Source organism: Mucilaginibacter sp. PAMC 26640 (assembly GCA_001596135.1).
Classification (GTDB): Bacteria; Bacteroidota; Bacteroidia; order Sphingobacteriales; family Sphingobacteriaceae; genus Mucilaginibacter.
In genome coordinates this window covers 4329078-4347617 of sequence record CP014773.1, presented here as the reverse complement: position 1 = coordinate 4347617, position 18540 = coordinate 4329078, and the positions used below count along the sequence as shown (strand labels likewise).

The following is an 18540-nucleotide window of genomic DNA, read 5'->3' as shown; positions in this document are numbered from 1 at the left end:
CATTATGAAATCTAATTGCCTCTTCTTGCTGGTATTGTTTCTCGTTATGTCCCAATCTTTTTCGTTTGGACAGATCGTAGGTGCCATCATGGGCCGCAGCCGCTGCGAAAAGCATCTCAGTTTGAGCTATTGCATCGAGGCTATATTCTTTCGGTTTCATCCCGATATGTTCCTGGAAAACTCTTGTGAAATGGCTTAAATTGCTAAATCCAACCCTGTAACCCGCCTCTGAAACGGATAATTTTTCATTGCGGAGCAATAGCGCGGCTTCCTGCATCCTGAATTGCTGGTAATAATTAAAGATACTGCTGCCAAAGACCTGTTGAAATAATCGTTTCAATTTGGTTGGGCTCATACCAGCTTCAATAGCGAGTTCTCTGATAAGGGGCGGCTCGTCCAGTTTACTCAGCATCCTTTCTTTGACTCTGTAAAGATTTTGGGAGTCCTGCGTATTTAAAATATAAAGCCGCCGCTCATCCCTTTTATCTAATTCAATTAACAACTTGCAGATCAGTTCCTCAGCTTTTATTCGTCGAAAATAAAGCGCGAAGGTATCGTTTGTACATTCATTGAGAAGTTCGCTTACAATCTTGTATAGCGAGGGGTAAACAATTTGCTCAAATATCAGCGGCTGCATGTTCTCTAACAAACCCTGCAATACCGGCGAACTATTTAAAGAACTAAACTGTTGTTTTAAATAATCTGCATCTACCTCAATATTGATCGTACTGGCATTGGAGTGAATAGCAATCATCCCTTCCGTCGTCATCCGGCTGGTTGCAACCAATACGGAGGGCGTTCCCGCTGCCGGCTTCTTGCCTCCTCGTGCCTTCGTTTCCGGGAAAATATGCTGAAACTTGAAAAATAGCATCCGCTTAAAGGTATCGACATCCGGGTTTTTAATCAAAATATCCTCATTGAGCTGATAATTGCAGATGAGCATTCTGATGTTTTGGTTAAAAACAAGACCGGAACAATAACCGGAGCCCGCGGTATCCGGAACGGTAAGCGTTCGCCCCTCTATAGCTGTCCCTAAAACTTCGGCAAACTCATATAAGATTTTAGGTACGGTAGCATCTTTTTCAATCATTGGTCTTTTACGACTATTATTTGGTCTAAAGTACCTATTTTGTTCGGTATGAGGCCTGCATCTTTGCAATCATCCATAAAAAACAGGAAGTATGTTATTGCAAAATAAACGAGTAGCCATCATTGGCGGGGGGCCAGCGGGACTAACACTGGCCAGGTTATTACAACAGAAAGGCTTAAAAGTAAATGTTTACGAAAGGGATAAAAATGCAGAGGCAAGGGTTTGGGGCAGCACATTGGATTTGCACAAAGACTCGGGGCAAAAAGCATGGAATGAGGCCGGGCTTTTAAAGCTGTATTTCGATCAGGCACTGCCCATGGGAAGGATTGTCACAGATGAAAAAAACAAACTACTTTCAACAAGACCAGCAGATTACAGCAACCCCGAAATAAACAGAACTGTTCTGAGAAATATACTGCTTGAAAGCCTCGCAAATGATACCATTGTTTGGGACAAGAGACTTATTGCACTTGAACCAGACCGGGAGCAATGGCTGCTTCATTTTGAAGGTAAAACGACCAGCGTGGCTGATATGGTGATCGGCGCCGACGGCGGATTGTCTAACGTTAGACAATTTGTTACGAATACAGAGGTGGAATATACCGGCAGCTTCATCATTCAGGGAGATATTGCACAGCCTGAACTACGTTGCCCTGAATTTTACCGGTTTTGTAAAGGGAATATTTTGATGACATCAAAACAAGGTATTAATCTGGTGCTTAACCCCTGCAATGGAGGAGTGATGAGTTATGGCATTACATTCAGCAATTTAGATGTCGGGTTGAATTGTTTTGATTTCCGGGATAGCGTCAGCACAATTAAATTTCTGATGACCATGTTCACCAACTGGGACGAAGTTTATAAGGGATTGTTTCGAGCTACAACTTCTTTTGCCGGCCTGCCGTCAAGGCTGCTCCCTTTGGATCGTCCATGGAAAACGGATAGACTGCTCCCGGTGACACTCATTGGTGATGCAGCCCATATTATGCCGCCTTTCGCAGGGCAGGGTGTGAACACCGGAATGATGGACGCACTGATTTTATCCCGTAATTTAGTCGATACAAATTTTGGTACCCTGGGTGCAGCAATTAGCGATTATGAGCAAAAAATGTTCATCTATGCCAAAGCTGCGCAAGCCGAGACGAGCAAAAATGAGATTGAAATGCATCAGCCAACTTTTTCATTTCGACAAAGGTTTAGCAATTAGAATTGCTCTGGGGGAGGCAGCGCTATACGGGTAGATTCCATTGTAGATCTACCTCCGAACGCACTTGCAAGTGCGCGATGATTAAATTACATCGGCATTTGCTTACCGTGCAACATAGAAAAAGGGTGATCAAATTAATGATACACCCTTTTGTATAGTATTTAAACCCGAAATTGAAATTCCGAACTCCAGTAAGCGAATTACGCTTGTTTGGCGAACTGTACGTTAATAATTAGTTTTATATCTGAACCTAATACAATCGAACCTGCTTCGGTTACGCCATCCCATACCAAGCCAAAATCTTTACGGTTGATTTTGCCGGTTACTTCAAAACCTGCTTTGGTATTTCCGTAAAAATCGCCTGCTACACCACCATGCTCCACATCTAATGTAACAGATTTGGTCACATCTTTAATTGTTAAGTCGCCGGTTAATTGATAATCGTCACCCGATTTTGTAAAAGAGGTTGATTTAAATGATATTTTTGGATAAGTTCCTACATCAAAAAACTCACCGGATTTAAGGTGACCATCGCGTTGCTCCTGGTTGGTGTCAACACTGGCCACATCCAAAGAAAAGCTGATGGCAGCATTTTCAAAATCATCTCCCTCTGTAGTTAATTCACCTTCAAATGTTTTGAAAGAACCGGTAACAGTAGAAATAACTAAGTGCTTTACCTTAAATTGTACTTCTGAGTGCATGGGATCCAAAACCCACTTTGTTGCTGTAGCCATAATGTTTATATTTTAATGTTTTGTTTAATAATTACTTACCATGCAAAGATAATAATAGATGTTTAAACATCTATTTAATATTGTTTAATTTACAATAGAGAGACATATATAGGTTGCAACATGGATCTAACCTGATTGTTTAACAAATAATCAACAAAAAAGGGGCATAAAGCCCCTTTAATCAGTTATGTTTATGTTATTATAATGCTAACACTTCTTTCACACGCTCAGCAGCTTCCTTCAACAGGATAGCAGAGTATACTTTTAGCCCGGAGTTGTCTATCAGCGCTTTTCCTTCTTCGGCATTGGTGCCTTGTAAGCGAACGATGATAGGGACAGGGATGTTACCGATCTCTTTATAAGCATCAATCACGCCCTGAGCAACACGGTCGCAACGAACGATACCACCGAAGATGTTGATCAGGATCGCTTTAACGTTGGGATCTGACAGGATGATATTAAAACCTGCTTTTACCGTTTGGGCATTTGCAGTACCGCCAACATCCAAAAAGTTAGCAGGCTCGCCGCCGGCAATCTTAATGATATCCATAGTAGCCATAGCCAAACCGGCACCATTTACCATACAGCCTACGTTACCATCAAGCTTCACATAGTTCAGGTTGCTTTTGCTTGCTTCTACTTCTGTTGGATCCTCCTCATCGGTATCGCGCATGGCTGCATAATCCGGGTGGCGGTATAAAGCGTTATCATCTAAATTTACCTTAGCATCAACTGCCAATATTTTATTATCAGATGTTTTTAATACAGGGTTGATCTCAAACTGTGATGAATCAGTAGCATCATATGCTTTGTATAAAGCCGTGATGAATTTCACCATGTCTTTTAAAGCATCTCCGCTTAAACCCAGGTTGAAGGCAATTTTACGTGCTTGGAAACCCTGTAAGCCTACTTTAGGATCAATCTCTTCTTTATGGATCAGTTCAGGAGTAGAGTGTGCCACTTCTTCGATATCCATACCACCTTCGGTTGAATACATGATGATGTTGCGGCCTTTGGCGCGATCTAACAGAACACTGATGTAAAATTCTTTTACTTCGCTTTCGCCGGGATAATATACATCCTGTGCAACTAATACTTTTTTAACCAGTTTACCTTCGGGGCCGGTTTGCGGGGTTACCAGTTGCATGCCAATGATATTGGTTGCAATCTCTTTTACCTGCTCCGCATTTTTAGCCAGCTTTACACCACCGCCTTTACCGCGGCCACCTGCGTGGATCTGTGCTTTTATAACTGTCCAGTCCGACCCGTAGTCTTCCTTCATCTTCTGAGCTGCTGCTACAGCCTCTTCAGGTGTATCTGCAACGATGCCTTCCTGTACTCTAACGCCAAAGCTTTTTAATATCGCTTTGCCCTGATATTCGTGAATATTCATGTTTTTTGAAAGATTTGCGGTAAAACTACTATTTTCTTTTTAGAGATTGGAGGTTTGCGATTAGAGATTTACCAATGGATGTGGATTTTATTAAACTAACCTGCAGATTTAACATCAGTTTAACATCAATAAATTTGCTGCTCTGGTAAAACTTCGGAAGGGTAATGCCTGTATACAAAGCAAATGAATCCGTGACTGGTATGCAACTCAAACTAATCTCTTATTAACTAATCTCAAATCACTAATTTTACCCCATGCTTAAAGCGCAATCTATTCATAAATCATACGGCCAGCTGCACATTTTAAAAGGGGTAGACCTTGAGGTGAATCGCGGAGAAATTGTAACCATAGTTGGTGCATCGGGTGCCGGTAAAAGTTCCTTGCTTAATATCCTGGGTACATTGGACAATCCAGACTCCGGGCAGCTTTTTATCGATAACATAGAGGTAAGCAGCCTGGATAACAAAAACCTGAGCGATTTTCGCAATCGCAAAATCGGTTTCATCTTTCAGTTTCACCACTTACTGGTAGAGTTCAACGCGATAGAAAATGTGTGTATGCCTGCATTTATAGCCGGCGTTCCGCGTGCTGAAGCGGAAAAACGTGCCAAAGAACTATTGGAAATGCTGGGGCTGGGCAATCGAACAACGCACAAACCCGCCGAACTTTCCGGCGGCGAACAGCAAAGGGTTGCAGTAGCGCGTGCATTAATTAACAAGCCGGCGTTGATCTTCGCAGATGAGCCTTCCGGTAACCTCGATTCAAAAAATGCTTTGGAGTTGCATGAGTTGTTTGTGAGACTGCGCAAGGAATTCAATCAAACTTTTGTTATTGTAACTCATAACGAGGAATTGGCCGGCATGGCCGACAGGACGATTTTAATGAAGGACGGATTAATCGTTAACAGCTGATAAATGAGTAAACTAATCACGTCGGCCACATCGGCTAAAGCGCATAAGCTCAAGAGTATATTAAACAATCCGGATATTGTTTTAGGAGATTACCGCGAGTTACCCACGTTTATGGCGGAAAAGATGGGATGGGTTAAGCTGCCAAACCCTGGTTCTGCTAGTTATCAGCACGAAATGCTTACATTTTGTATGGATACAGGTGTAGAAGACCTTTATGTGTTGGGTGCCGAAGAAATGCACCTGCTGGCAGAATCCTTTCAATTATTTAAAGAATATTACATTAATATTATAGATGCCCGTACAAACGTATAGCGATATAGATCAGCGGAAAAAGGCTATTATTTTAGATTTGGATAATGTGCTGTATCCGGAGAAAGATTATATTTACCAGGTTTATTACCTGTTTGCCAGTCTTTTAGAATACACTGCCCTTAATGATGCCATGCAAACAACCACTCTGATGGTTGATACGTATGTAAACAAGGGTCCTGATGCAGTTTTTGATGAATTGGTTGTAAGGCTCAACGTTGAAGAGCGATTTAGGGCTAACCTAACCGATTTGATGACGACCGCTAAGTTACCTTTGAAGCTTTTGCTGTATCAAAACATGCTGAGTTTTATACAAGAGGCAGTTACTGACCGGAAAAAGATATTTATCGTTACCAATGGCAACCCCCACCGGCAGCTGAACAAATTGAAGCAAATGGAATGGCACGGGCTAGAGCCCTATCTGATCTGTTATTTTGCCGATGAAACAATGCCAAAGCCTGAGCCTGATGTATTGGAGTTGTTGATGAAAGATCACGATCTGCAGCGAAGAGATCTGCTGATGATAGAGAATTCTGAAACCGACGTTTTGTGTGCACAGGCTACCGGGATAGATTATATCAATGTTAATGAGTTTTTGTAACCAAACCGCAGTAATATGTTATTTGTTAAATCGTTATAAACACAATTTAATTTTAGTTAAATGCAAAAAATAAAATACGCATTAGTTTTATTTACAGTTGTTGCAATTGCAGGCTGTAAAAAAAGCAACCCTTCAACCACCGGAGATACGACCGGTGATCAACCCTCAAAAACAGGTTCAACGCTGGACCTGATCCGCGATTCGGTTTACTTATACGCTAAAGAAACCTACTACTGGAACGATGCATTACCTACTTACAGTGTATTTAAGCCCCGTAGTTTTACAGCCAGCGATGATGTAACCGCTTTAACCAGCGAATTGGATGCTTTATCTCAATATAAAATCAATCCGGTAACCAGCAGGCCTTATGAGTATTATTCGGCTGCCCCCGGCTCGGCCAAATATTCCTTCATTGATGATGGTAGCGTGTCTTCGCAATTAAATGGGGTAAACGGAGATTTTGGCTTTGCGCCGATTTATATCGACCTCAACGATTTGCGGGTACGTTATGTTTATCCGGGCTCACCGGCAGATTTGGCTGGTATAAAACGTGGTTATCAAATCACCAGCATAAACGGCCGTACCAATCTTACCTATGATGGTGATGGCGGATCTGGTGCCAACGTTAAATATGTGGTAAATGCCTATGCCGAAAGCAGCAACATTACCATGATATTGAAAAAACCTGATGGCAGCGCTTTAACAGTAAACTTAAATGTTGCAAATTACACAGTTAACCCGGTGATCGCAACCCAGGTGTTTGATCAATCTAACGGGCATAAAGTAGGTTATATAGCTTTTAACACATTTACATCCAAAGCCAACGCTAAGCCCAAATTAGATGCTGCGTTTGCAAACTTTGCTGCAAAGGGTATTACCGACCTGGTAGTTGATTTGCGTTATAATGGGGGCGGTTATGTAGAAACTGCAGAATACTTAAGCGATTTGATAGCTCCTGCATCAAAAAACGGGTCAGTTATGTTTACTGCTTTTTATAACAGCATTTTATCTTCAAACAAATCTACGCTGCTAAAAAATCAGGTGCGCAGAGACCCTGAAGATAACAGCTTATATAACTATAGCCAGATCGATTATTCTGCGGCTGCACAAACTACACATTTTTCTAAAACAGGTGTGCCCGTATCATTAACATTAGGCCATGTGTTCTTTATCGTAACGGGCTCTACCGCCTCAGCGAGCGAACTAACCATTAATAACTTACGCCCGGTAATGGATGTTCAGCTGATAGGTACTACCAGTTATGGCAAACCGGTAGGCTTTTTTGATATCGATATTAATAAATACCAAATGTATACCCCAAACTTTGAAACTAAAAATTCTGCTGGTCAGGGGGGCTACTATTCAGGCATGACGCCAGGGTCAACAGATTATAAAGGATTTAGAGCGAGTGATGACGTTACGAAAGAGTTTGGCGACCCAACTGAAGGTTTGCTGGCTCACGCACTTAACTTTGTGAAAAACGGAACCTTTACTGTAAGTGGGCAGGTTATTCAAAGTGCCGGCAAGGTTAAAACTATGTCAATTGATGAATCGCACGATGCAGGAATTCAGTTAGACGGGAACAAATTTAACGGTATGTTATATAAAAACCCACGTATAAAAAAATAGTTCTTTTGACGATGACTTAGAAGCGTTCCGGTAAAATGGAGCGCTTTTTTTTAATCTGCCAGTTCGCGCAAATCTACCGGCACTACCCGGGATATCCCTTGCTCCACCATGGTAACTCCATAGATGATATCTGTACAGGCAATGGTGCGTTTGTTATGGGATATGATGATAAATTGCGACTCTTTAGAAAATTTGCGGATGATATTGTTGAACTTATCAATATTGGTATCATCCAGCGGCGCATCCACCTCATCAAAGATACAGAAGGGTGCCGGTTTCAATAAATAAAGTGAAAAGAGGATAGCCGTTGCGGTAAGTGTTTTTTCTCCGCCGGATAATTGATTGATCGAAAGCGGACGTTTACCTTTTGGCCGGGCAATGATGTCAATTTCAGACTCCAGGGGACGCGTAGGATCGGAGAGGATCAGGTCGCAGGAATCTTCTTCGTTAAATAATGACCGGAATACTTTAATGAAGTTTTCGCGCACCATCGTAAAAGCAGACATGAATTTTTCTTTGGCAGTGTCATCAATCTCTTGTATGGTTGCCAGTAAAGACGCTTTAGCTTCTGCCAGATCTTTCTTTTGCGACTGGATAAAAGTGTGGCGTTCGCTCATTTCGGTATAGGCTTCTACCGCCATAGGATTAATGGCGCCAAAATCATCCAGCTGGCGTTTCATTTTTTCCGTTTTCTCACGGATCTCGTTTTCGCTTTCAGTTTGATTATCTTCAGTCTCGGGGAGGTCTGCTATATCCACGTTAAACTCAACCGACAGGCGTTCTTTTAAAGCGTTTAGATCCAGTTTTAGATTGTTACGCGCATCCTTTAACTCATTCTCCAAAAGTTCGGCCTGGTCTTTACTGCGTCGTAATGTAAGGATCTGATTTTCTGCCTCGGTAATGTTTCCCCTGAAAGTATAATATTCACGCTCGGCTTCCTGTGTGGCTTTCTCCAGGTTTTCCTTTTGCTCATACATCTCCAGCAGGCTCTCATCACTATCGCCTGTTTGCTGCAGGTTTTCTTTGATCAAAGCCTTTACCTTATCAAGTTCAGCACTATTTTGTTTAATGCGGCTATCCAGATTATCCATTTGAGATTCCCGGTACTCCAGATCCTTCATCAAACCCGAAACGCGGTTTTGCTGTTGATGAAAGCGGATGTTTTCCTGGCTATAGGTGTTGGATTGTACCGTTACCAACTCGTTAAGTTCATTAAAAGCTTGCTGTTTGTCAAGCGCTAAATCTGCCTGAATCTGTTTTTGTGTTTTAAATTCGGCCAGTTGGGGCAGGAGTTTCAAGATCTCTTCTTTGATACTGCTAATCCGGTTAGCGATATCCTGCTTTCGATTGAGGCTGTTCTCTATAAAGGCCTGGTATTGTTCCTTCTTGGTTTTAACGGTAATCAGCTCCGTATTCAGCTGATTAAGTTCCACTTGCTTTTGCCGCACGTCGCTGGTTTTTACAGATGCCCTTAGCGCATATAAATTGCTTTGCAATGCTTCACTTTGGCTTTTCAAAATGCCAATGCTGCTCTCGGCCAGTTTGATTTCTTTTAATAAGTTATCGAGGTTTTTTGCGCGGCCAATCCGTTTCCCTTCAAAAAGTCCAACTGATCCTCCCGCCATCGTATGCAGGGATTTATTGAACTTACCACTCTTACCAATCAGCACGATATTATCGGGAAGGGGCGCATTATTGATATCTTTTTCAGTATGGTCGTTAACGAGGTAAACGTTCTTGAGCAAATCAGTGCATAGCGCTTTATAACGTTCATCAACCTCAATTACCGATAGGGCAGGGATGGCATCAACTCCAATCAATTCCTCAACTGGAGGCAGGTCGTCAAGAGATTTTAAAGTCTCGCCTTCCGGCAAAAAGTTGGATGGGGTTGAATTAGCGTTGTAATTTTCCAGGATAAAAAATTGCGCACGCCCGCGGGAGGAATTACTCAACAAATTGATGGCTGCGATAGCTTCATCGTAATTGTTTACCACGTAATGATTCATCAGCGGTTCCAGGTAGTTCTCTATGGCTATTCTGAACTCTTCCTTGCAAAATAGTATATCGCTGAACAAGGTGATGTTTTTTGCCCAGGTGGTGTTCTTTTTTAAAAACCGGATCGATTCAGGGAACCCCTCCAAATTATCCACCATACTTTTTGTCAGGTTGTATTCGTTTTGCTTGGCATCCAGTTTACGCCCGTCGGTAGCAATATTTTGCGTTACGGATTTGAGTTGCGTTTCTGTTTCAGCTATTTGTTCCTGCAGTTTGTTATCGGTCTCTAAAGCAACTTCATAGGCCTTTTTTAAGGTTTCGGTTCGGTTGTGCAGTTCGTTTACTACGCTGTTAAAATGGGATAGTTCAGTTTCTTTGCTACTGGCGTCCTCCATATTGCGCAGGCTTTCCTGCTCTAAAGCCTGCTGCTGAATATGAAGGATATCGATTTCCTTTTCAGTTTTGTAAACCTGGTTTTGGAGGCGGTTGCTGATGGTATTTAACTCGTTCAACTCATTACGGGCTGTGGTTTGCTCTAGTCTGAGTTGGTCAACCGCTGCCTTCAGGTCTGCCACCTGCCCGGTAATATTTTGCAGGTTTTCTTCTTCCTGCATTTGCTCTTCATTCAGGCGCTTAATGTTATACTGTACGTGTTTATGCTGGTTGCCATCACGATCCAACTCGTCCTTTAAACGGCTTTCTCTATCTTTCTGATTCTTTAATTGTTCGTTCTTTATCCGCTTCTCGCTCTCATAAGCGCGAATTTTTGAAATAAATTCATTGGTTGTTTTCTGCTGTGCCGCCAGGTTTTTTTCCCGTGTAAGGCTTTCGAGTTTCTGCTGCTGCAAAGTAGCTTCCAGGGTATCAATCTGCGTTACAATGCCCGATTTTTCCAGCCGTTGCTTTTGTTCTTTTTCCTCTATTGCTGCCAGGGTATTACTAAAGCCGGCGATACGGAACGAAGCCAGTGAAATACTTAAGCCTTTATACTGGTCGCGCAGGCGGTAGTAACGTTCTGTTTTTTTAGCTTGATTTTCTAGTGTTTTTAAATTTTTGTCTATTTCAAATAATAGGTCCTCCACGCGCTCAAGGTCCGCCTCGGTATCTTTAAGCTTGCTAAAGGTTTGCTTTTTGCGCAGCTTATATTTAGAGATTCCGGAAGCCTCCTCAAATAAATTCCTGCGCGAACCTTCTTTATTATTGATGATCTCGTCGATCATCCGCAATTCGATGATAGAGTAGGAGTCGGCCCCCACGCCGGTGTCCATAAACAGGTCGGTGATATCTTTTAAGCGGCATTGTACATCATTCAGTCGGTACTCGCTTTCGCCGGTACGATAAAGGCGGCGCGTAAGAGTCACCTGCGAAAAATCGGTAGGGAGAATGTTTTTGGTATTATCAAACGTAAGCGATACTTCTGCGAGGTTAGCTGCTTTGCGGCTTTTGGTTCCGTTAAAAATAACGTTATCCATTTTTTCAGAACGCAGCATGCGGGTACTCTGCTCCCCTAAAACCCAGCGGATTGCATCCACCACGTTGCTTTTACCACAGCCGTTTGGGCCAACAATAGCGGTAACACCCTCGTTAAAGTTGATGGTGATTTTATCGCCAAAGCTTTTGAATCCCTTGATTTCTAACTGAGTAAGCTGCATTAAATGGAGTAGTCCGTTTGTAGAATTGAAATTTTAAGGTAGGGATTTAATGCGACTTTTATTAACTGAATTTTGCCGTTTTGAAGAGCCGTGTTCCTGACTTTGCAAGGCTCAACCACTTGCTTTATTGGGCAAGTGATGGACTTTAACATAATTTAGAAACCGTTTATTAAAACAATACTACACATAAATTTCTCCCTTTAAATAAGTTACTGCCTTGCCAGCCATGGTTACTCTTTCGCCTTTTAATTCGCACCACAATTCGCCTCTCCGGGCGGAGATCTGAAAGGCATGCAATTTATTCTTGCCCAATTTTTCGGCCCAATAGGGGATCAGGTTACAATGAGCTGATCCGGTAACAGGATCCTCCGGTACACCGGCCGCCGGCGCAAAAAAGCGCGACACGAAATCGACATCATTTCCTGGCGCGCTTACAATAACGCCCAGCGTATTTATTTTAGCAAGGGCAGAATGGTTGGGCACTATACTGGCAATATCATCTTCGGTTTCATAGATCAATAAGTAATCCCTTGATCGCAGCACTTTTTGTGGTTGCTTATCGCCCAGGGCCTCTACCAAGCCTATCGGAAGTTCGGCCGGAAATGGTGGCCTCGAAGGGAAATCCATTACATATTTATCACCATCGCGCTTTACTGTTAGTACGCCTGCTTTTAGCGTATCGAAATGGATGGTATCGCCCTGAAAATTCAACTCAGTAAAAATAATATGAGCCGAAGCAAGCGTGGCATGGCCGCAGAGATCAATTTCTAACTCCGGCGTAAACCACCGCAAGAGGTAACCGGTTTCATTTTTCACGAAGAAAGCTGTTTCGGCTAAATTATTCTCTAAGGCTATTTTTTGCATTACTTCATCCGGCAGCCAGTCACTCAGCGGACAAACAGCAGCGGGGTTCCCGCCAAATAGTTGATCGGTAAAAGCATCGGCCTGGTAAATTGGGATAGTCATAAGGTAATATTTACGTTCCACTAAGGTAGCCATATGTTACCAATTCACTATTATCGGTGATGTGTTTTGTGGTGCCATCCTGCAATAGAATAACCCTGTCACTCACGTCTAAAATATTATAATACTGATGATCGGTAACAATGATGCCCTTGCGTTTGGCGCAGGCTCTCATTATGGGTTTAAATTCGTCTGCCTGTATGGGGGAGATGTGGGTAAAGGGTTCGTCTAAAAGGATAAAGTCGGCCCGGCTATGTATGATCATCAGCATCTCCAGCTGGCGCAATTCCCCACCAGAGACCTGATCAGCTGTTTTTTCTTCATTTGCAGTAAAGATCGGCAATTGCGCAAATTCATTCCATAAAGTTCCATCCACTAACATCCGGGCAAGATTTTTAATTTTGATATTCTTCGGCAAATACCCATGTTGTGGCAGGTAGGCAATGCGGTTATTTAAATAGCCTTTTTGAATGACATTATTATTGATGCCCACATATTTATAAGAAGGCTCCAATGTGCCAAAAATAATGCGGAGAAGAGATGATTTACCGCATCCGTTTCGCCCTAAAAGGCCAATGATCTCACCCTGTTTACAGTCCAGATGTACATCCTGCAATATTCTGCGGTTGCCAAATTCCAATTGTACACTATCAACCTTTAAAGTGAGCGGCAGCATGGGCAATAAGGTTTAGGGGCAGGGCAATAATGATAAATATACCCAGATCAATCAGTAACGTATAGCCGTACAGCCTACGAATGCTAAGGCCGGCATTACGATAATAAAAAAAAGTTTGCGGCGATGAATAGTAGTGTAATCCAATTGCACCTAATACGGCAAATATTTTACAAAATAACCAGCCACCAGTACCTGCCCCAACACCGAATAGAACAAAAAGGATGGTCAACATAAAAAAGGCAACATTATAGAGTAAGATAGACCTATAGTATTGAATTGTTAGGGTGATGAGGCGATTCATTTGCTGATACTATACGCTTATAGCAGCAATAAATTGTGTACCACAAAAAAAGCCTTTGTTATTTAGGCAAAGGCTTTAAAAGATAGCTGTATCGATTACTTAACCGAGGTATGATTTGAGGATTTTGCTGCGCGAGGTATGGCGTAAACGCTGCAAAGCTTTATCTTTTATCTGGCGAACCCGTTCGCGGGTAAGGTTAAATTTTTCGCCAATTTCTTCCAATGAAAGCGGGTGGTTACTGCCAAGGCCAAAGAATAATACAATGATCTCCCGCTCGCGCTCGGTTAGGGTTGATAAGGAACGTTTGATCTCTTCAGACAGAGATTCGTTGATCAAAATCGAGTCTGTATTGGGCTCTTTATTTTCCAGTACATCCAGCAATGTGTTTTCTTCGCCTTGTACAAACGGTGCATCCATCGATACGTGGCGGCCGCTGTTACTTAATGTGTCAGATATTTTGTCTACCGTAGTTTCCAGTGTGTCTGCAAGTTCTTCCGGAGATGGCTCACGTTCAAACTCCTGCTCTAATTTGGAGAACGCCTTGCTTATTTTACTTAAACTCCCAACCTGGTTTAACGGCAAACGCACAATACGGCTCTGCTCGGCAATGGCCTGCAAAATTGACTGGCGGATCCACCAAACTGCGTAAGAAATAAATTTAAATCCTTTGGTTTCATCGAAGCGCTTGGCTGCTTTTATCAACCCCAGGTTACCCTCATTTATTAAATCTCCAAGGGTGAGGCCCTGGTTTTGATATTGTTTAGCAACAGACACAACAAAACGAAGATTGGTTTTGGTTAACCTTTCCAATGCAGCCTGATCGCCTTCGCGTATTTTTTGGGCTAGTATTACTTCTTCTTCGGCGGTTATCAAATCAACTTTACCAATTTCGTGCAAGTATTTATCGAGGGATTGTGACTCACGATTGGTTATTGATTGGGTTATTTTGAGTTGTCTCATCTATTTTTTAACCTCGGTTCTGGGTTTTAAATTAAACGTGCAAAGCTATTATTTTGTTTCCAAAATCTAAATTTGGCGGTTGCTAAAATGCATTAATTTATTATAAATGTAAAGCTAAATTAAAGTTTATCCAGGTCAAAAATTTCCTTCACTTTTATACCTTTTTCCGTTTGCTGCAGGGTACAACATTCATTAAAAGGGTCATGCTCCAGGTACAATATGTATTCTTTTTCTACTGCCTCAGCCCAATAAACTTTGCGCTCTTGCAAGGTTTTCAAGGGGAATATATCATAAGCCATTACATAGGGTAACGGCAGGTGCCCTACAGAAGGCAGCAGGTCGGCCATATATAAAATCTGATGCCCCTTGTAGCTGATCAGCGGGAGCATCATGGCATCTGTATGCCCAAAGGCAAGCCGAATGCTGATGTTTTCCGTAAATTTAAATCCATTAACCGCATCTATAAATTTAAGTTGTCCGCTCTCCTGTATCGGTAAGATATTTTCTTTTAAAAACGAGGCCTTCTCCCGGTCATTTGGGTTTACCGCCCAATCCCAATGTTGGGTGTTGCTCCAGTAAGTGGCGTTTCTAAATGCAGGTTGCAAATTGTCGCCCACTCGTATAACCGCACCGCCAACATGATCAAAGTGCAGGTGTGTAAGAAAAACATCGGTGATATCATCGCGGTGAAAACCTTTGGCCGCTAATGAGCTATCCATGGATGCACTGCCATGCAGGTAATAGTGACTGAAGAACTTTTCACTTTGTTTGTTACCTATACCCGTATCTATCAAAATTAACCGGTTCCCGTCTTCCACCAATAAACAACGCATCGCCCATGTACACAGGTTATTATCATCAGCCGGGTTGGTTTTTTGCCAGATCGCTTTCGGCACAACTCCAAACATTGCCCCGCCATCTAATTTAAAAAAACCGGTATCTATCGTATGCAGTTTCATATGACTACGAATTTCAAAATTTTATTTGGGATGATTTTTATGATTTTAACAGAATGAGACAAAATATTACCACCTCCTAACACCTATTCCTGATACTCTTGTTTGAATTTTACGCAAAGTAATTTCTTGTTACTTATAATTTATAATTATTCTTAAAACTATAATGCACTCAAATCTGTTGTAAAATAAACTCAAACAAAACAACAATATGAAAGCTGCAGTATTTCACAAACCAGGCGACATACGCTATGACACGGTAGAAGATCCCAGGATCGAAAACTCACGTGATGTAATTCTCAAAGTAACCTCGACAGCTATTTGCGGTTCGGATTTACATATTCTCAGTGGCGGCGTGCCGCAAGCCGACCCAATGGTAATGGGGCACGAATTTATGGGCATAGTGGAAGAGGTAGGATCAGAAATTACTAACTTAAAACGTGGTGACCGCGTTGTGGTACCATTCCCAATTGCATGCGGGCATTGTTTTTTCTGTAATCACGATGCTTCTCCGGCTTGCGAAAATTCTAATTATAAGCACTACGGACCTAATGGTGACATGGCCGATCAAAAAGGGGCAGCATTATTTGGTTACACCGATCTTTACGGTGGATATTCTGGCGGCCAGGCAGAATACGTACGGGTTCCCTACGCTGATATCAGCCCGCGCGTGGTGCCAGATAACATGACGGATGAACAAGTTTTGTTCCTTACTGATATATTTCCAACAGGTTGGTCGGCTATTGACTGGGCGCAACTTAAAGGCGGTGAAGTAGTGGCCATATTCGGTTCGGGACCAGTTGGCCTGATGGCGCAAAAAGCTGCATGGATCAATGGTGCAAGCCGCGTCATCGCTATCGACCCGGTTAACTATCGCCTGGATAAAGCCCGCGCGGTAAATAAAGTTGATACATTAAACCCCAACGAAGTTGACGTGGTTGAAGCTATCCGCGAAATGACCGGTGGTCGTGGAGCAGATGTTTGCGTGGATGCAGTAGGTTTCGAACCGGAGCGCACCATCCTTGACAGGGCAAAAGCAGCAATTAACTTTGAAGTTGGCAGTATGAAAGTGCTGGATATGGCTTTTAAAGCAGTTCGCCGTATGGGTACTGTAAGCATAGTGGGCGTTTACGGCTCTACCTATGATAATTTCCCTTTCCACCGCTTATTTGATAAAGGCATAACGCTGAAAATGGGGCAGGCGCCGGTGATCAACTATATTGATCATTTGATTGACCTGGTTAAAGAGGAAAAGGTTGTGTTGGATGATATTATCAGCCACACATTGCCATTGAGTGAGGTAACTCATGCTTATGAAATCTTCGACAAGAAAGAGGACGATTGCGTTAAAGTGGTTTTAAAACCATAATTATAATTACCCAAACCGGCGCAGCTTAACGTTGCGCCGGTTTTTTTATTTAAGTAAAAATGGAAAATAAAGAAGGAGTAAAAGTGGCTGATAAGCAGGAACACCAGCCTGGTATAGAAGCAAAGATGGAGCCGAGGCCAGAGTATATGAAGGCAACCTACAAAGCAGCAGGGAAACTGGCTGATAAAGTAGCACTGATAACCGGCGGAGATAGTGGCATTGGCCGGGCAATAGCGGTACACTATGCAGCGGAAGGTGCGGACGTTGCCATTGTTTACCTGGATGAAAGCGAAGATGCCGAAGAAACCAAAAGATTGGTTGAGGCAAAGGGCAAACAATGTATATTAATACCGGGGGACGTAAAAGATCGCGATTTTTGTAAAAATGCCGTTGAGCAAAAGATAGCAAAGCTAGGCAAGCTCAACATTCTGGTCAATAATGCGGGTGTTCAATTCCCTCAAAAGGAGTTCAGAGATATCAGCGGGGAGCAACTCGAAACTACCTTTAAAACAAATATCTTTGCTTATTTCCATTTCGCAGCAGCAGCTTTGGATCATTTAAAAGCAGGCGATACCATAATAAATACAACATCGGTAACCGCTTACCGCTCTTCACCTAACCTTGTTGATTATTCATCAACAAAAGGGGCAATCACTACTTTCACCCGTTCGCTGGCCACCAATTTGGTCGAAAAAAATATCAGGGTGAATGCAGTTGCACCCGGCCCGGTTTGGACTCCGCTCATCGTATCAACATTTGAGGAAGAGAAGATAAAAGATTTTGGAAGTGAAACTGCAATGAAACGGGCAGGGCAGCCCTCCGAGGTAGCGCCGGCCTACGTCTTCCTTGCTTCTGATGACTCCTCATTTATTACCGGGCAGGTAATACATGTAAACGGGGGAGAAGTGGTTAATGGTTAGATAAGGAGAGGATAATAGTTATCGGCTTGATAATTGACCGATTATATATCTATTTAAAACTAAACTTAAATTATGGCAAACACAGGAAAATATGCCCTGATAACCGGTGCAACCAGCGGAATAGGGTACGAATTAGCGAAACTTTTTGCGAAAGACGGATATAACATGGTCATCGTATCACGCAATCAGCAGGAATTGGATAACAAAGCCGCTGAATTTCGTCAAAGTGGGGTAGAGGTAATTACGATTGCCAAAGACTTTTTTAATCGAGATGAAGTGTTTTCGCTTTGCGATGATATCAAAGCCCGCGGATTGCAAATAGATGTGCTGGTAAATGATGCAGGACAGGGCGTTTATGGTGAGTTTAAAGATACCGAAATAGACCGTGAACTGCGAATTATCGACCTTAATATTGGTGCATTAACCATTCTGACAAAGTATTTTGTTAAAGAAATGACTAGCCGGAACTCGGGTAAGATTCTCAACCTGGCATCTATAGCCAGTACCACTCCCGGCCCGTGGCAAGCAGTTTACCATGCAACCAAGGCATATGTGTTATCGCTGACAGAAGCTGTGCGAGAAGAAGTGAAAGATACAGAGGTGGTTATCACTGCATTGCTGCCGGGTGTAACTGATACCGATTTCTTCAACAAGGCAGGTATGAATAGCAGCAAGGCAGTGCAGGATAAATCTGCAATGGCTAATGCGGCCGACGTAGCCAAAGATGGTTATGATGCTTTAATGGCCGGTACCGATAAAGTAGTATCCGGTATTAAAAATAAAGTACAGGTAGCTATGGGGAACTTAACACCAGATGCCGCATTGGCACATATGGTTTATGAACAACAGAAACCAGTTGAACGTGACTAACAAG

16 protein-coding genes and 1 pseudogene are annotated in these 18540 nt (G+C 42.5%); 8 read left to right on the top strand and 9 right to left on the bottom strand.

Features of this window, described 5'->3' with window-relative positions:
• Positions 1-136: 136 nt before the first annotated feature.
• Positions 137-1090, bottom strand: a pseudogene (locus tag A0256_18755) (transcriptional regulator).
• A gap of 91 nt (positions 1091-1181) precedes the next feature.
• Between A0256_18755 and A0256_18750 the strand changes: the two are divergent.
• Complete coding sequence (locus A0256_18750) at positions 1182-2297, top strand: tetracycline resistance protein (GenBank protein ID AMR33313.1); 1116 nt, start codon at positions 1182-1184, stop codon at positions 2295-2297.
• 200 nt (positions 2298-2497) lie between these two features.
• Here the strand turns inward: A0256_18750 and A0256_18745 are convergent, their stop codons facing one another.
• Positions 2498-3031 (bottom strand): hypothetical protein, encoded by a 534-nt coding sequence (locus A0256_18745; protein AMR33312.1) that lies wholly within the window; start codon positions 3029-3031, stop codon positions 2498-2500.
• A gap of 199 nt (positions 3032-3230) precedes the next feature.
• A complete protein-coding gene (gene sucC / locus A0256_18740) occupies positions 3231-4424 on the bottom strand; it encodes a succinate--CoA ligase subunit beta (GenBank protein ID AMR33311.1) in 1194 nt (397 codons plus the stop codon).
• 254 nt (positions 4425-4678) lie between these two features.
• Between sucC and A0256_18735 the strand changes: the two genes are divergently transcribed.
• From A0256_18735 to A0256_18720, 4 genes are read left to right on the top strand one after another with little or no spacing between them, the layout of a single operon-like run.
• Complete coding sequence (locus A0256_18735) at positions 4679-5335, top strand: lipoprotein ABC transporter ATP-binding protein (protein AMR33310.1); 657 nt, start codon at positions 4679-4681, stop codon at positions 5333-5335.
• 3 nt (positions 5336-5338) lie between these two features.
• On the top strand, positions 5339-5647 hold the full coding sequence (locus A0256_18730; protein AMR33309.1) for a hypothetical protein: 309 nt from the start codon (positions 5339-5341) through the stop codon (positions 5645-5647).
• Complete coding sequence (locus tag A0256_18725) at positions 5628-6245, top strand: haloacid dehalogenase (protein AMR33308.1); 618 nt, start codon at positions 5628-5630, stop codon at positions 6243-6245. Before A0256_18730 ends, A0256_18725 begins: the two co-directional genes overlap by 20 nt.
• A gap of 60 nt (positions 6246-6305) precedes the next feature.
• Positions 6306-7874: a hypothetical protein gene (locus tag A0256_18720; protein ID AMR33307.1), complete on the top strand. Its 1569-nt coding sequence runs from the start codon at positions 6306-6308 to the stop codon at positions 7872-7874.
• A gap of 50 nt (positions 7875-7924) precedes the next feature.
• On the opposite strand, the gene A0256_18715 is transcribed toward A0256_18720, so the two are convergent.
• From A0256_18715 to A0256_18690, 6 genes are all read right to left on the bottom strand, one after another.
• Entirely contained in the window at positions 7925-11521 is a 3597-nt protein-coding gene (locus A0256_18715) for a chromosome segregation protein SMC (GenBank protein AMR33306.1), read from the bottom strand.
• A 180-nt stretch (positions 11522-11701) separates the two neighbouring features.
• Positions 11702-12487, bottom strand: coding sequence for an isomerase (locus tag A0256_18710; protein ID AMR33305.1), 786 nt, complete (start codon positions 12485-12487; stop codon positions 11702-11704).
• Positions 12488-12497: 10 nt separating this feature from the next.
• A complete protein-coding gene (locus A0256_18705; GenBank protein AMR34616.1) occupies positions 12498-13157 on the bottom strand; it encodes a hypothetical protein in 660 nt (219 codons plus the stop codon).
• Entirely contained in the window at positions 13135-13392 is a 258-nt protein-coding gene (locus A0256_18700) for a hypothetical protein (protein ID AMR33304.1), read from the bottom strand. Before A0256_18700 ends, A0256_18705 begins: the two co-directional genes overlap by 23 nt.
• A gap of 168 nt (positions 13393-13560) precedes the next feature.
• On the bottom strand, positions 13561-14421 hold the full coding sequence (locus A0256_18695; protein AMR33303.1) for an RNA polymerase subunit sigma: 861 nt from the start codon (positions 14419-14421) through the stop codon (positions 13561-13563).
• A 119-nt stretch (positions 14422-14540) separates the two neighbouring features.
• Positions 14541-15380: an MBL fold metallo-hydrolase gene (locus tag A0256_18690; protein ID AMR33302.1), complete on the bottom strand. Its 840-nt coding sequence runs from the start codon at positions 15378-15380 to the stop codon at positions 14541-14543.
• A 208-nt stretch (positions 15381-15588) separates the two neighbouring features.
• On the opposite strand from A0256_18690, the gene A0256_18685 reads away from it, so the two are divergent.
• The 3 genes from A0256_18685 to A0256_18675 all read left to right on the top strand — a co-directional run bounded on the left by A0256_18685 (position 15589) and on the right by A0256_18675 (position 18536).
• Positions 15589-16746, top strand: a complete 1158-nt coding sequence (locus tag A0256_18685; GenBank protein AMR33301.1) for a glutathione-dependent formaldehyde dehydrogenase — start codon at positions 15589-15591, stop codon at positions 16744-16746.
• Positions 16747-16805: 59 nt separating this feature from the next.
• Positions 16806-17666, top strand: a complete 861-nt coding sequence (locus tag A0256_18680; protein AMR33300.1) for an NAD(P)-dependent oxidoreductase — start codon at positions 16806-16808, stop codon at positions 17664-17666.
• A 72-nt stretch (positions 17667-17738) separates the two neighbouring features.
• Positions 17739-18536: an oxidoreductase gene (locus A0256_18675; protein ID AMR33299.1), complete on the top strand. Its 798-nt coding sequence runs from the start codon at positions 17739-17741 to the stop codon at positions 18534-18536.
• The last annotated feature ends 4 nt before the right edge of the window (positions 18537-18540 follow it).